Below are 13,686 nucleotides of genomic sequence, written 5' to 3' on the forward strand. Positions count from 1 at the left end.
AGGGCCCCTTCGTCACTCGCCTGGCGAAGGGGCCCTTGCTTCGGTACTACTGAGTATTTCTGTGTACTGCTCTTCTGATGCTCAGACGAGGTAGTCGAACTCGCCGTCCTGGACGCCACCGAGGAACGCCTCGATCTCGGCCTTGGTGAACACCAGTGCCGGACCGCTCGTGAAGCGCGAGTTGCGCACCGCGACGCCACCGTCCGGCAGCTTCGCGACCTCGACGCAGTTGCCCGACGGGCCGCTGCGCTGGCTCTTCTTCCAGCTCAACTCGAGGTTCGAGTCGCCTGGCATGCCGTTGTAGATCTCTGTCATTTGTCTGCACCTTCCATATGCCGCTGCAGATGCACGTGCATTTGGCCTTGCATCTGCATCGTACACACTTTTGGCTCCTGTGTCCGCACCCTTACTTGTTGTGATCACGTCGCGGTCAAACGACTGTTTCTGTCACGGAGACGGTCGCGATGCGTGACTCTTTCCGGACCTTGGACCGGATGTGCATGAGATGCGCTCAGCTGGGTACGGTTCTCCTTGCAGGCATGACCGTGGTTCAGCGAAGTGCCACGCCGTGACGAGACAGTCGCGAGGTCATACCAATGGTCACGAGCATCATGGAACGGGCTTCGGCCCACAGCGGCGCCCCCACTGATCGGGCCGCCCGCGAACGCGCTACCCGGGAACTCATGGAACGCCGGGCAGCAAGCAGCTCCGAAGAAGAGCGGCAGGAACTTCTCGAACAGGTCGTCGAACTGAACCTGGAGATGGCCAAGGGCATCGCGCGCCGCTTCCGCGGCCGGGGCGCCGAGGCCGACGACCTGGAACAGGTCGCGTACCTGGGACTGGTGAAGGCGGCCCATCACTACCGGCTGGAGGCGGACACCCCGTTCATCGGGTTCGCCATCCCGACCATCCGGGGCGAGGTCAAGCGGTACTTCCGCGACTGCGCCTGGACGGTCCGGATCCCACGCCGGCTGCAGGAGATGCAAGGAACGATCGCGAACAAGCTCCCAGAGCTTGAACAGGAGCTGAACCGCGAACCGACACCGGCCGAGCTGGCCGAATACCTCGAGGTCGAGGTCACCGAGGTCGAGCAGGCGCTGGCAGCCAAGGGCTGCTTCAACGTGCTGTCGCTGGACCGCCCCGCCGAGGCCGACGCCGAGCTGACGCTGGCCGACGTGGTCGCGGACGACGACGACGCGACGATCGATCAACTGGAAACAGTGGAGATGCTGGAGCCGGTACTCGCGGACCTCGGGGACCGCGACCGGCGCATCCTGCAGCTCCGCTTCGTCGAAGGCTGGACCCAGTCCGAGATCGGCGAGGACATCGGGGTCAGCCAGATGCAGGTCTCCCGGGTCCTTCGCCGGATTCTCGACGACCTTCGCGAAAAACTGGCACCCGAACAGGTAGCCGCCTAGCCGGCCTGATCAGCGGCCGGGGTGCTCTGGTGCAAGACAGTCGCCAGGCACCCCGGGCCGTTGGGCCGCGATGATCAAGGCTGATCCCTCAAACCTGCTCCGAAGCCTCACCTCGACAAAACTCAGCGACTCGCTGGTTGCCGGATCTCACTCCGGTGCGGGGGAGCGGCACAATAAGGGTGGACGAGGGGATGAGTCGTTGCTGTTGGCCTTGCGGATGCTCAAGACCGTGCCCGCGGACGCGGTCGCGGTGCTGCGTGCTTATCCACCGATGGTGGTGTGTTTCGCAGCTGCGTTGACCGGGACGGCGCTCGTGTTCGACGTCTTCTATCTGGTCGCGAGTCCGGGGCTGACGTTGGAGCTTGTCTATACAGTGCCCGTGCTTGCGGGCCTGATCGCCGGATTGGTTGCCGCGGCCGACGATGTCGGGCTCGAACGGCGCGTGTTGATGCGCACTGTCGGCGTGGCCGTTGCCTTCGGCATCACCAATGCGATCGTGGTCGCGATGATCGCCGCGATGACCCGCACCGACCCGTCGAACTGGGCGGCCGGTGGTCAGTCGGTCCTGTTCGCGGCCTGCACCGTGTTCGCCGTCGCGCTCTCGATCGTTGCCTGCCGCAAACTGATCGATGCACTGGGCATCGAGCTCAGCACCCGGCTCCCGCAGCGCCGTCCACCGCGCAGTCCGCTGGCGGCCGCCGCGGTCGCCGCGCCGCGCCCGCGCGTGAGTAAAGAAGCAGCCGCCCGGGTGGAGCCTGCACCACCACCCCCGCCCGTGGTAGAGCCTGACGAGGAAACCATCCCGCTCTTCGTCCCGCCGCCGCCCAGGATCGTCGACCTCGACGAGGCCCGGCCGGTCGCGCCGACCGGCCCCGTCACGCCCCACATCTCGAGGTCCCGCCGCACAACCTCCCGCCGCCCCAACAAACCAGGCCGCCGCCCCGGCACCTGAACCGACCCCTCTGTTGGCCCCGGTGGGTGTGAACATCGGGTAGCCGGGACGGGGGAGCGGGAGCCACCTCTAGCTGGGAGACTGTCGCCCGTGTGGGATCTGATTGTGGTGGGGGCCGGGCCGGCAGGAGCTTCGGCGGCGTTGGGCGCGTTGGCGGCTGACCCGAGTTTGTCGGTGTTGATGGTAGACCGGCACGAGTTTCCGCGGGACAAGGCGTGTGGCGACGGGATCGCTCCGCACGTACTCGATCTGCTTGCCGGTGTCGGCGTGACCGGCATCCTGGACGACTGGACCCCGGTCCGGCGGTTCGTGCTGACCCGGGGTGCGGTCGGCGTGGATCGGCAGATGGCGCGCCCGAACTGGGTGGTACCGCGGACGGTGTTCGATCATCGGCTCGTCGAGGCGGCACAGGCGGCAGGGGCGCACTTCATCCGCCGGCGGGTCCGCGGTCTCGCCGTCCGGAGCGGGTACGTCGACGTGGACGAGCTCGACGCACGGTTCGTCGTCGGCGCCGACGGTGCGCATTCCGTCGTACGGCGTGAACTCGGCGCGAAACCCGGTCCGGTCGCGCTGGCGATCCGCGGCTACGCCCCGACACCACCGGCCCGCGCCGCGAGCCAGGTGATTGCCTACGGCCCCGGCAGGCAACCGTCGTACGCGTGGTCCTTCGACCGCGGCGACGGCTGGTCCAACGTCGGGTACGGCGAACTCCTCGCCGGCACCCGCCCCACTCGCTCCGAGCTCCTCGAGAACCTGGAGACCCTGCTCCCCGGTGCGACCGAGGGCGGCGAATCGTGGTGGGGTCACCACCTCCCGCTCGCCGGCTGGAGGTGGCGCCCGCAGCGCGGACCAGTACTGCTCGCGGGCGACGCGGCCGGCCTGATCAACCCGATGACCGGCGAAGGCATCTACTACGCGGTCGCCACCGGCCTGCTCGCCGGCCGCTCGATCGCCGACGCGCTGCGCGCCGGATCCACCGACGCCGGTACGCCGTACCGTCGCCGTACGTCCCGCCTGCTCCGCCGGCACCTCCGCGACACCGCACTCGTCGCGCAGCTGAGCCGCTCCGACAAGATCCTCGACGCCGGTATCCGCGCCGCCGCCGACAACCAGCGGATCTTCGACGACCTGGTCGAACTAGGCCTCGCCGACGGCGGTCTCACCCGCCGCATGCTCAGCACGATCCTGCCCTGAGTTCTTCACCGCGTAGTCCAGGACGTCGGCCACCCGTGAGACCGGCCAACCGAGCGTGCGGGCGACTGCGCGAATGTCCACAGTCGAGGAGACAACAGCAAGCACCGCCAGGCAGTCCTGGAAGCCGCTGCCACCCGACATCTCCTCGCTGAGCCGCTCGAAGAACTCCGCCATGTGCATCAGCCGCTCGCCCGCGGGCGTGTCCGGCCCGAGCAGCTCGATCCCCTCCGCCGCGGTCTGCGCCCAGTTGTGGTTGGTCCGCGCGCTCACCTCCCACGCCTTGAGCCAGACGTCGTCGGCGATGACGTAATGCTGCAGGCGGCGGACCGGATCGGGCTCGCGGTGCACCATCCCGACGCGTTCGAGGTACCCGATCGCCTTCGAGATCGACGCCGGGCTGACCCGCAACTCCCGGACGAGCTCGGCCGCGGTCAGCGTGCGCGAGTCCGACGTGTACAACAACGCGAGCACCCGCGACGCCATCCGCGGCAACCCACCGTCGACCATCATCGCCGCGAACCGCTCTACATAGTCCCGCCGCGGATCGACCGGTCGTACGTCGGCCGACGCGGAGGCCGTACGCCGACGACGCGCGCGTGACGCGGTCGCGTAGTGCGCGTGATCCGCCCGGTACCCACCCGCGCCGCCGTTCCGCGCGACCTCCCGGCTGATCGTCGACGTCGGCCGCTGCAGTTGCCGGGCGATCTCGGCGTACCCGAGCCCGCCGGCCAGCCCGGCCGCGATGTCGACCCGCTCCTGGTGACTCAACCTGCCGCCGGGCATCGAATCCTCCACGCATTCATCGCCAGCTCATTGCAACGAATTGCATTCTTCAACATCCTCATTGCACAGAGTGCCATGTTTTAAAGGGACAAACGACATCAAAGATCGCAAGCTTGATTGCCAATACAGTGAACGCAATCTAGCTTCGGCGGCATGGTGATGACAGTGGACGGTCTGCGGATGCGGTACGGCGACACCGAGGTCCTGCATGACGTGAGCTTCGACGCGCGGCCTGGTGAGGTGCTTGCCCTGCTCGGCCCGAACGGTGCGGGCAAGAGCACCACGATCGAGATCCTGGAAGGATTCCGGCTCCGCTCGGCCGGTCACGTCGACGTACTCGGCGTCGACCCGGCGACGGCCGACGAAGGCTGGCGCGCGCGGATCGGGATCGTGCTGCAGTCGTGGCGCGACCACGGCAACTGGCGCGTCCGCGAGCTTCTCCACCATCTCGGCTCGTACTACACGCCGTACCGCCAGCCCTGGCCCGCCGCCGAACTGCTCGCCGCCGTCGGACTCACCGACCGCGCGGAGCAGAAGATCAAGACGCTGTCCGGCGGTCAGCGCCGCCGCCTCGACGTCGCGATCGGGATCGTTGGCCGCCCCGACGTACTGTTCCTCGACGAGCCGACCACCGGCTTCGACCCGGAGGCGCGGTCGGAGTTCCACGAGCTGGTACGCGGACTCGCCGCGGAGCAAGGTACGACGATCCTGCTCACCACCCACGACCTCGACGAGGCGAGCAAACTCGCGCACCGCATCCTGGTCCTGGCCGCGGGCCGGATCATCGCGTCCGGTACCACCGCCCAGCTGACCGAGGTGATCGCGGGCCAGGACGAAGTGCGCTGGACCGTCGACGGCCGGCCCTTCCGCACGTCGACCCCGGACGGTACGGCGTTCGTCCGCGAGTTGTTCCGGACGTACGGCGATGCGCTCGGCGAACTCGAAGTACGCCGGGCCTCTCTCGAAGACACGTACCTCGCACTCGTCCGGGAGCAGGCGTGAAACGCGGGTGGCAGCGCGGGCTGATCGAACTGCGGCAGTCCTTCACGAACGGCCCGGAGCTGTTCAGCCACTTCCTCTGGCCGGTGCTCATGCTGGTCGCGCTGTTCTTCCTCCGGCATCGCGACTTCGGGTCGAGCGGGCTGCTGCTCGGCGCGCTCGCCCTACCGAGCATCCTCGGCATGAACGCGGCGATGGGCATGGTCAGCATGAGCCAGCAACTGACCGCCGACCGCGAGGACGGGACGCTGCTCCGCGCCAAGGCCATACCAAACGGTATGGTCTGCTACCTCGTCGGCAAAGTGGTCTCGGTCGCGGGCGGGCTGCTCGTGGATCTGCTGATCTTGCTCGTTCCGGGTTTGTTGCTGGTGGACGGGCTGGCGGTCGGATCGGCGCACTGGTTCACGCTGGTGTGGGTGCTGCTGCTCGGTCTGGTCGCGACGCTGCCGATCGGGGCGATCCTCGGGTCGGTGTTCACGTCGGCGCGTTCGCAGGGGTTGATCCAGCTGCCGATGCTCGGGGTGATCGCGATCTCCGGCATCTTCTACCCGCTCACGGCACTGCCCGGCTGGCTCGCGTTCATCGGCCAGCTCACGCCGGTGTACTGGATGGGCCTCGGCATGCGGTCCGCGCTGCTTCCTCCTGAGGCGGTCGCGGTAGAGGTCGGCCACTCCTGGCGGCACCTGGAAACAGCCGGCGTGCTGAGCCTGTGGGCGATCGCCGGCCTTCTCCTCGCACCCGTCGTACTCCGCCGAATGGCCCGCCGCGAATCCGGCTCCAAGATCGCCGAACGCCGCGAACGCGCCCTCCAACGCATCGCATGATGGACCCATGGACGACATGCAGGCGTGGGCAGTCGCTCGACCAGGTCCCATCGACGACGGTCCGCTACAGCTGGTACGCCGGCCTGTCCCTGAACCGGGCCCCGGCGAACTCCTGCTGGAAGTCGAAGCCTGCGGCATCTGCCGCACCGACCTGCACCTGACCGAAGGCGACCTCACCCCGAAGCGCCCCGGCGTAGTCCCCGGGCACCAGGCGGTGGGCACTGTCGTCGCCGTCGGCGCGGAACCGGCTGCCGGTGTGGGACCGGCTGCCGGTGTGGGACCGGCTGGCGGCGTGGGATCGGCTCGGTTCGCGGTGGGGGACCGGGTGGGGGTTGCTTGGTTGCGAGGGACCTGCGGGGTTTGTGAGTTCTGCCGGGCTGGAGCCGAGAACCTTTGTCCGCGGTCGGCCTACACCGGGTGGGACGCCGACGGCGGGTTTGCGGAGTACGCCGTGGTGCCTGACGCGTATGCGTACCGGCTGCCGGGGGACCGGTCGGCTGTGGAGCTTGCGCCGTTCCTGTGTGCGGGGATCATCGGGTACCGGGCTCTGCTGCGGGCGAATCTGCCGCCGGGCGGCCGGCTGGGGATCTACGGGTTCGGGTCCAGTGCACACCTGACCGCGCAACTCGCCACGGCTCAGGGCGCCGAGCTGTTCGTGATGACCCGTGGTGAACGGAACCGCGCGCTCGCTCGTGAGCTCGGAGCGACGTTCGTCGGCGCGACCACGGACCCTCCGCCGGCCGGGCTCGACGCGGCGATCGTGTTCGCCCCGGCGGGCGACGTGGTGCCGTCGGCGCTCGAGGCGACCAAGCCCGGCGGTACGGTCGTGGTGGCCGGCATCTACCTGTCCGACGTACCGGCGCTGAGCTACGAGCGGCACCTCTTCCACGAGCGTGATCTGCGCAGCGTCACCTCGAACACCCGGCGCGACGGCGAGGAACTGTTCCGCCTGGTCGGCAGGCTGCCGGTGATCCCACACACCACGGTCGTCCCGTTCGGTGCCGTCGACCAGGCGCTCGCCGACCTCGCCCATGGCCGCGCGAGCGGCTCCCTGGTGGCAGTCCTCGACGACTGAAGTACCAGTCCTCGGAGTACCGGTCCGCGGTGACTGAACCGCTCCGTGCGGGCATGCGTTAGAAGTGGGTGAAGATTCCACAAAGCCGTCGCGCGGGTCTTCAGCGAGCAGTGCTAGCTAAGTTAGATTTGATCAAATCTTACCGAGCTGCGCCTGATCTGATGCCTGGGAGTGAACGTGCGGATGTGGGGTCTGACCCAGCCCTCGTGGTCGGTCCGCGTCGTGCGCCCGCAGGGATCCGGAGAGGGCGGCCGGTGCTGAGCAGGATCCTCGGCGCGGTAGGTACGGTCCTGCTCGTCGTCGGGGTGGTGCTCGCCGTTCGCCCGGTGCACGCCGGTGGTGACAACTGCGGTTCGGTGTTCCGCCCCGGCGAGGGCATCACGCCGATGCAGTGCGACGCCCGCCTGAACAGCCGTGGCACGCTGGTCGCCGGATTCGGCGTCGGCGGCCTCGCGCTCGGCATCACCGCGATCACGCTGACCGCGATCCGCGACCGCCGTACCCGCGTCACCTCCTGAAGCCTCTTGACCTTGACACTGTGTCAAGGCGGAAGGTGGCTGCATGTTCACCATCGGGGACTTCGCCGCCTTCGGGCAGGTGTCGGCGCGGATGCTGCGGCACTACGACGCGCTCGGGCTGCTCCGGCCGGCGGTTGTCGACGAGGCGACCGGCTACCGGTACTACTCGGCCGACCAGTTCAGCCGCCTCAACCGGATCGTCGCGCTCAAGGACCTCGGCTTCAGCCTCCAGCAGATCGGCGAGATCGTCGAGATGAAGCTGTCCGCGGAGGAGCTGCGCGGCATGCTCCGGCTTCGGCAGGCGCAGCTCGAGGACGAGCTGGCCCGGAGTGCGGCCCGGTTGACCAGCGTCGAGGCGAGGCTCCGGCTCATCGAGAGAGAAGGGCACATGCCGACCGACGACGTGGTACTGAAGCACATCACCCCGATCCGGGTCGCGGAGCTGTCCGCGATCGCACCGAGCTACGACGGCGATGACGTCGGCCCGGTCATCCAGGCACTGTTCGGGCAACTGTTCGACCGGCTCGGCGAGGCCGGCGTGATGCCGTCCGGCTCACCGATCGCGTACTACGAGGACGCCTCCGACGACACGATCCGCGTCCACGGGGCGGTTCCCGTGGACGGCGAGATCGGTGCCGACGTGGACGCGCGAGAGCTGCCCGAGCTGCCGCAGGCTGCGACCATCGTCCATCAGGGCGACATGACGGAGGCCGATCGCAGCATGCAGACACTGGCCCGGTGGATCGAGGACAACGGCTACCGCAGCCACGGGTACGCGCGCGAGGTCACGCTGCAATTCGACCCCCAGAACCCGAAGAACTGGGTGCACGAGTTCCAGATCCAGGTCACAAAACCAGACTGACCGTTGCGAACGAGTGTGGCGGCAACGTCACCTTCAGCCCGCGCGGCTCCGGTTCCACCGTCAGCGGGACCGGAGCCACCGCGTCCGGATCGGCGACCGTGTTGTACGCCTGGGGTTTCGATGCCGTCAGCAACCGTGCGGACGACTCCCAGGACGACGCGCCACGAAGATCCAGTACGACGTCCAGTCCGGACGACGGATCGAGGTTGCTCAGCGACACCAGCGCCCGGCCGTCCTTCACCGACGCCGACGCCGACACGAGCTCCATCGCCGTACCGTCGAGATCGTAGGTGCGACCCTCAACCACGTGCACCGGCAGCGCGGCCGCGTCGTGGTGCCCCTTGTTCATCTCGAACACGTGGTACGTCGGGGTCCGCACCAGACCGCCCTCGTCGTCGGTGAGCAGCATCGCCTGCAGCACGTTGACGGTCTGCGCGATGTTCGCCATCACCAGCCGCTCCGAGTGCCGGTGGAACACGTCGAAGTGCACGCTCGCCACCAGTGCGTCGCGCATCGCGTTCTGCTGGTACAGGAAGCCTGGGTTCGTCCCCGGCTCGACGTCCCACCACGTACCCCACTCGTCCAGCACCAGACCGATCTTGCGCTCCGGGTCGTAGGCGTCCATCAGCGCCGAGTGCGCGCGGATCACCCGCTCGACGTCCTGCGCCTTCGCCAGTGTCCGGTAGTAGTCGTCCAGATCGAACGACGTCGCGCTGCCCTTGTGCTCCCAGGACCCCGCGATCGTGTAGTAGTGGAACGAGATCGCCTGGAAGAGATTCTTCGGGTCCCGCCCGCAGCCCAGGCAGCTGACCGCCTTCAGCAGCGCCTCGGTCCAGGCCAGGTTGTCGTCCGACGCGCCGGCCGCGATCCGGTACAGCTTGTTGTCACCGTGGTCTTTCAGGTACGTCGCGTACTGCCGTGCGAGGTCGGCGTACGCCTCGGCCCGCATGTTCCCGCCGCAACCCCAGGTCTCGTTGCCGATGCCCCAGAACGGCACCTTCCACGGCTCGTCCCGCCCGTTCGCCTTACGCTGCCGCACCATCGGGCTGTCGCCGTCGCGGGTCAGGTACTCGACCCACTCGCTCATCTCCCGTACGGTCCCGCTGCCGACGTTCCCGTTCACGTACGGCGCGGCGCCGAGCAGCTCGCACAACGCCATGAACTCGTGGGTGCCGAAGTGGTTGTTCTCCTCGACGTTGCCCCAGTGCGTGTTCACCATCGCCGGCCGGTCCGCCTTCGGCCCGATGCCGTCCTTCCAGTGGTACTCGTCCGCGAAACAACCACCCGGCCAGCGCAGGTTCGGGATCTCCAGCGCCCGCAGTGCCTCGACCACATCGAGCCGGATGCCGCCTTCGTTCGGAATGGCGGAGTCCTCGCCGACGTAGAACCCGCCGTAGATACACCGCCCCAGATGCTCCGCGAAGTGCCCGTACAGATGCTTGCTGATGGTCGGTCCGGGGACGTCGAGGTCGACGACGATCCGTGCTTCAGGCATTGAGCCCTCCTGGTTCTTTACAGTTGTCGGCATGGCGAAGCCGTCCGGTGTGGTGACGATGGCGGATGTGGCGCGGTCCGCGGGAGTTTCCACGATGACCGTGTCGAACGTGATCAACGGCCGGCCGCGGGTCGGCGCGGCCACCCGGGAACGCGTGCTCGCCGCGATCAGCGACCTGGGCTACCAGGTCAACCTGGCCGCCCGGCACCTGCGCGCCGGCCGCACCGGCGTGGTCGGCCTCGCGGTCCCCGAGCTGGAACGGCCGTACTTCGCTCAGCTCGCCGGCCGGCTCGCGGACCGGTTCGAGGCGCACGGGCTCCGGATCGTGATGGAACGCACCGGCGCCAGCCGCGAGGGCGAGCTGGACGCGGTCGCGTTCTCCCGGCTGCGGATGTACGACGGCCTGATCCTCAGCGTGGTCGACATCGACCCGGCCGAGCTGGGCCAGCTCCGCACCGACGCGCCGGTGGTGATGATCGGCGAACGGGCGCTGCCGTCCCGGTTCGACCACGTGATGATGGACAACGTCGACGGCGCCCGGCAGGCGACCGCGCACCTGCTCGCGACCGGTGCCCGGCGGATCGCGATGCTCGGCGGCGATCTCGTGGGTTCGGCGACCATGCCGGCCCTGCGCGCGCAGGGGTACGCGCTCGCGCACGCCGAGGCAGGCGTACCCGTCGACCCGGAGCTGAACGTGCGCACCAGGTTCGGTCTGCGGGACGGCTACCAGGCGATCCGATCGCTGCTGGAGCAGGGGAGCGAGTTCGACGCAGTGTTCGCGCTGACCGACGTGGTCGCGATGGGCGCGCTCCGGGCGCTCGCCGACGCCGGGCTGCGGGTGCCGGGCGACGTCCAGGTGGTCGGATTCGACGACATCGACGAGGCGGCGTACCTGGTCCCCGCGCTGTCCACGGTCAACCCCGGACACGAGGAGCTGGCCGACCTGATCACCGCCCTGCTGACCGCGCAGATCACCGGCGGCCCGACCGGCGACCCGCAGGAAGTGGTCGTACCGGCCCGGCTGATCCAGCGCGGCACCACCACACCGCTCGACTGACACCTCGACCTGCCTCGCACCCGGAACACGATCTCGTCGCGGATAGGTATATCGATAAACACCAGGCCGGCACAAGAGGCTAGGTGGACCGCCGGCACTCACCAACCTCGTCCGGGAGCGGCGGCTGAGCGCGCGGCTCGCCGCGTTCTGCCGGGTTGGTGAGTGCCGGGCGTCCGCTCACTCCGCCAGGAGCGAGGCGATCTCGGTCAGCTGTTCCTGCTCGAGCGGGCCGTGGGTCATCGCCGCGGCGTTCTGCTCGGCCTGTTCCACGGTGCGGAAACCGGGGATCGGCACGGTCCGCGGGCTTCGCGCCCACAGCCAGCCGAGCGCGCCCTGCGCGAGCGTCCGCCCGTCCGACTCGAGAATCTCGCGAATCGCCGCGACCTTCTCCCACCACTCCGGCGCCGGGACGCCGCCGTCGCTGAAGTACCGCAGCCACGCGGGCGGCAGCGTGCGGATGTCCGCGCCGGTCGCGGGCTTGCTCGCATCGCGGCGGCCGAGGATGCCCATCCCGAGCGGTGTCCGGTTGATGCTGGCCAGATCCTCGCGCTCGCACAGCGCGAAGAACTCCGGCGCGTCGTGCAGCACGCTCGCCTCGTGCTGCACCGCTGCGCAGTGCTTGCCCTGTGCGAACAGTTCGGCGCTGTGCACGGTGTCGGTGCTCCACGCATACGCGCGGATGAGCCCCTCGCGGACCAGTTCCTCGCAGGCTTCGCGCAACGGCAGCGCGATCTCGTCGGTGGTGTCGAAGTGCAGCTGATAGAGGTCGATGTAGTCAGTGCCGAGGCGGTCGAGCGACGCCCGGACGGCCTTGTGGACGTACTCCGGGGTGGTGTCCTGGTGGTACATGACCCGGGTCGACTCGTCGAACGTGTTGCCCCACTTGGTCGCGATCACGACCTGGTCGCGGATGCCCTCGAGCGCCTGGCCGAGGACGCGTTCGCTGTGGCCGGCACCGTACACGTCCGCGGTGTCGAAGAACGTGACACCGAGCTCGACCGCCCGGCGGATCGCCCGGACCGACTCCTGGTCGTCGACCTCACCCCAGCCCAACGGTTCACCGGCCGGATTGCTGAACGGTCCTCCGATCGCCCAGCACCCGAACCCGACCGGACTGACCTCGATTCCTGAACGTCCCAACGTGCGCATCTCCATGCCCACGAGCCAACCAGCCCGGCGATCATCCGTCCAATGAATCTTGTGCGCACAGTTGATGCACTCAGTGCATAAGACGGAACCTTCCTGGCTCACCCCGCAGGAAACCTCCCCATCCTTCAGCTGATCACTGCCACGAACTGTCAGGTTTCGCTGTGAGGCTTGTCGGGTGACTTCACGGACCCGGTTGCTGCTGCCCGCAGCCTTCATCACGTCCCTCGGCAACAACATCCAGCTGCTCGGCGCGGCCCTGCTGCTGGTCCGCGCGCACGGGTCGATGCTCGACGTCGGGTGGCTGTTCATCGCGGTCGCAGTCCCACAGGCGGCGCTCTCGCCGTACTTCGGTCGCCTCGCCGACCGCTTCGACCGCCGCCGCCTCTGGGTCGGGTGCGACGCTGTGAGCGCGGTCGCCGCCCTCGCCCTACCGATCGGCCTCGCGCTAGGTGGACCCCAGCAACCGCTCGTCTACCTCACCAACTTCGTCCTGGCCGTCATCGCCGCCCTGTTCACCCCCGCCAGCGCGGCCCTCATCCGCGAACGCGTCCCCACGGACCAGCTCCGTCCTTTCAACGCTCACTACGAAATAGCCCTCCAATCCGGCATGCTCCTGTCCGCCGCAGCCGGCGGCCTGGCCCTCCAACACTTCGGCCCCCAACCCCTCTTCACCTTCAACGCCTGCACCTTCGCCCTTTCCGCTGTCTTCGTCGCCGCAGTAGGCAAGACAGGTACCAAGAAGTTGCCGGAAGCAAGTACGCCGGAGCGCCGGCTGGTGAGCGGCCTGCCGTTGGTGCCGCTCGCCGTACTGTTCGGCCAGGGGCTTGTGGTGGTTACTGTGTTCAACGCGTTGATGCCTGTGCTGGTGGTGGGGGAATGGGGTCGGTCGGCTGGGGTCCTTGGCGTGACCGACGCCCTGGGCGGGGTCGGGTTCCTGCTGGCGGCTGCGGTTTACCGGCGGTCGGCGCAGTGGTTCGGTGATCTGCGGCTGGCGGTAGGTGGGTTCATGATCTGCAGCGCGCTCCTGGCCCTCCAGCCGCTCTTCGGCGTACCAGTGCTGATGGGTCTCGTACTCCTCGGCGCCTTCCTCTTCGGCCAGTCCCGGATCGCCACCCGCTCCCTGTTGATGACGTCGGTGGACGAGTCCCGAGTCGGCCACGCCTTCGGGATCGCGAACGGCTACGGCCTCGCCGCCACCGTCGTCGTGATGCTGATCGCGTCGATCGTCACCGGCCACACCGACACCCGCTTCGGCTTCGCCACCCTTGCCGTCATCAGCCTGCTCTCCGCTGTCGCGGCCGCCACCGCGATCGTCCACCGGAACCGAGCTCGGGAGCCAAAAATAACAGCACTTATATAA

At 68.3% G+C, this 13,686-nt stretch carries 14 protein-coding genes; 10 read left to right on the forward strand and 4 right to left on the reverse strand.

The features are described 5' to 3' along the window. Nucleotides 1–81: 81 nt before the first annotated feature. A complete protein-coding gene (locus tag FB475_RS24705) occupies nt 82–315 on the reverse strand; it encodes a DUF397 domain-containing protein (protein WP_141858946.1) in 234 nt (77 codons plus the stop codon). A 281-nt stretch (nt 316–596) separates the two neighbouring features. Here FB475_RS24705 and FB475_RS24710 point away from each other — a divergent pair, with 281 nt between their 5' ends. The 3 genes from FB475_RS24710 (at nt 597) to FB475_RS24720 (ending at nt 3,564) form a co-directional block, all read left to right on the forward strand. Further along, complete coding sequence (locus tag FB475_RS24710) at nt 597–1,418, forward strand: SigB/SigF/SigG family RNA polymerase sigma factor (protein WP_238332393.1); 822 nt, start codon at nt 597–599, stop codon at nt 1,416–1,418. A gap of 199 nt (nt 1,419–1,617) precedes the next feature. Then, nucleotides 1,618–2,370 carry a hypothetical protein gene (locus FB475_RS24715; protein ID WP_141858947.1) on the forward strand — a complete coding sequence of 251 codons (753 nt, stop codon included), beginning with the start codon at nt 1,618–1,620 and terminating at the stop codon, nt 2,368–2,370. A gap of 90 nt (nt 2,371–2,460) precedes the next feature. Continuing rightward, nucleotides 2,461–3,564 (forward strand): NAD(P)/FAD-dependent oxidoreductase, encoded by a 1,104-nt coding sequence (locus FB475_RS24720; protein WP_238332394.1) that lies wholly within the window; start codon nt 2,461–2,463, stop codon nt 3,562–3,564. On the opposite strand, the gene FB475_RS38190 is transcribed toward FB475_RS24720, so the two are convergent. Beyond that, a complete protein-coding gene (locus tag FB475_RS38190; RefSeq protein WP_272952096.1) occupies nt 3,508–4,347 on the reverse strand; it encodes a GbsR/MarR family transcriptional regulator in 840 nt (279 codons plus the stop codon). The genes FB475_RS24720 and FB475_RS38190 overlap by 57 nt on opposite strands. Nucleotides 4,348–4,500: 153 nt before the next feature. Between FB475_RS38190 and FB475_RS24730 the strand changes: the two genes are divergently transcribed. From FB475_RS24730 to FB475_RS24750, 5 genes are all read left to right on the forward strand, one after another. Continuing rightward, entirely contained in the window at nt 4,501–5,349 is an 849-nt protein-coding gene (locus FB475_RS24730) for an ABC transporter ATP-binding protein (protein WP_141858949.1), read from the forward strand. Beyond that, nucleotides 5,346–6,170: an ABC transporter permease gene (locus tag FB475_RS24735; protein ID WP_141858950.1), complete on the forward strand. Its 825-nt coding sequence runs from the start codon at nt 5,346–5,348 to the stop codon at nt 6,168–6,170. The genes FB475_RS24730 and FB475_RS24735 overlap by 4 nt, the downstream gene beginning before the upstream one ends. A 7-nt stretch (nt 6,171–6,177) precedes the next feature. Next, nucleotides 6,178–7,245 (forward strand): zinc-dependent alcohol dehydrogenase family protein, encoded by a 1,068-nt coding sequence (locus FB475_RS24740; RefSeq protein ID WP_238332395.1) that lies wholly within the window; start codon nt 6,178–6,180, stop codon nt 7,243–7,245. A 254-nt stretch (nt 7,246–7,499) separates the two neighbouring features. Next, entirely contained in the window at nt 7,500–7,763 is a 264-nt protein-coding gene (locus FB475_RS24745; protein ID WP_185759415.1) for a hypothetical protein, read from the forward strand. 43 nt (nt 7,764–7,806) lie between these two features. Continuing rightward, nucleotides 7,807–8,625, forward strand: a complete 819-nt coding sequence (locus FB475_RS24750; RefSeq protein WP_141858951.1) for a MerR family transcriptional regulator — start codon at nt 7,807–7,809, stop codon at nt 8,623–8,625. Here the strand turns inward: FB475_RS24750 and FB475_RS24755 are convergent. After that, a complete protein-coding gene (locus FB475_RS24755) occupies nt 8,609–10,120 on the reverse strand; it encodes an alpha-N-arabinofuranosidase (protein WP_141858952.1) in 1,512 nt (503 codons plus the stop codon). The genes FB475_RS24750 and FB475_RS24755 overlap by 17 nt on opposite strands. A gap of 31 nt (nt 10,121–10,151) precedes the next feature. Here FB475_RS24755 and FB475_RS24760 point away from each other — a divergent pair, with 31 nt between their 5' ends. After that, complete coding sequence (locus FB475_RS24760) at nt 10,152–11,177, forward strand: LacI family DNA-binding transcriptional regulator (RefSeq protein ID WP_202878486.1); 1,026 nt, start codon at nt 10,152–10,154, stop codon at nt 11,175–11,177. 177 nt (nt 11,178–11,354) lie between these two features. Here the strand turns inward: FB475_RS24760 and FB475_RS24765 are convergent, their stop codons facing one another. Continuing rightward, the gene (locus FB475_RS24765) at nt 11,355–12,332 is read right to left on the reverse strand and encodes an aldo/keto reductase (RefSeq protein WP_141858953.1); all 978 of its coding nucleotides are present in this window, start codon (nt 12,330–12,332) and stop codon (nt 11,355–11,357) included. Nucleotides 12,333–12,501: 169 nt separating this feature from the next. Between FB475_RS24765 and FB475_RS24770 the strand changes: the two genes are divergently transcribed. After that, nucleotides 12,502–13,686: an MFS transporter gene (locus tag FB475_RS24770; RefSeq protein ID WP_141858954.1), complete on the forward strand. Its 1,185-nt coding sequence runs from the start codon at nt 12,502–12,504 to the stop codon at nt 13,684–13,686.

The organism is Kribbella jejuensis (assembly GCF_006715085.1).
Lineage (GTDB): Bacteria > Actinomycetota > Actinomycetes > Propionibacteriales > Kribbellaceae > Kribbella > Kribbella jejuensis.

Bases quoted from the DNA above. Each gene is read 5' to 3' on its own strand.
- FB475_RS24705 (WP_141858946.1), bottom strand. From the start codon at position 315: ATGACAGAGATCTACAACGGCATGCCAGGCGACTCGAACCTCGAGTTG.
- FB475_RS24710 (WP_238332393.1), top strand. From the start codon at position 597: ATGGTCACGAGCATCATGGAACGGGCTTCGGCCCACAGCGGCGCCCCC.
- FB475_RS38190 (WP_272952096.1), bottom strand. From the start codon at position 4,347: ATGCCCGGCGGCAGGTTGAGTCACCAGGAGCGGGTCGACATCGCGGCC.
- FB475_RS24730 (WP_141858949.1), top strand. From the start codon at position 4,501: ATGGTGATGACAGTGGACGGTCTGCGGATGCGGTACGGCGACACCGAG.
- FB475_RS24740 (WP_238332395.1), top strand. From the start codon at position 6,178: ATGGACGACATGCAGGCGTGGGCAGTCGCTCGACCAGGTCCCATCGAC.
- FB475_RS24750 (WP_141858951.1), top strand. From the start codon at position 7,807: ATGTTCACCATCGGGGACTTCGCCGCCTTCGGGCAGGTGTCGGCGCGG.
- FB475_RS24755 (WP_141858952.1), bottom strand. From the start codon at position 10,120: ATGCCTGAAGCACGGATCGTCGTCGACCTCGACGTCCCCGGACCGACC.
- FB475_RS24760 (WP_202878486.1), top strand. From the start codon at position 10,152: ATGGCGAAGCCGTCCGGTGTGGTGACGATGGCGGATGTGGCGCGGTCC.
- FB475_RS24765 (WP_141858953.1), bottom strand. From the start codon at position 12,332: ATGGAGATGCGCACGTTGGGACGTTCAGGAATCGAGGTCAGTCCGGTC.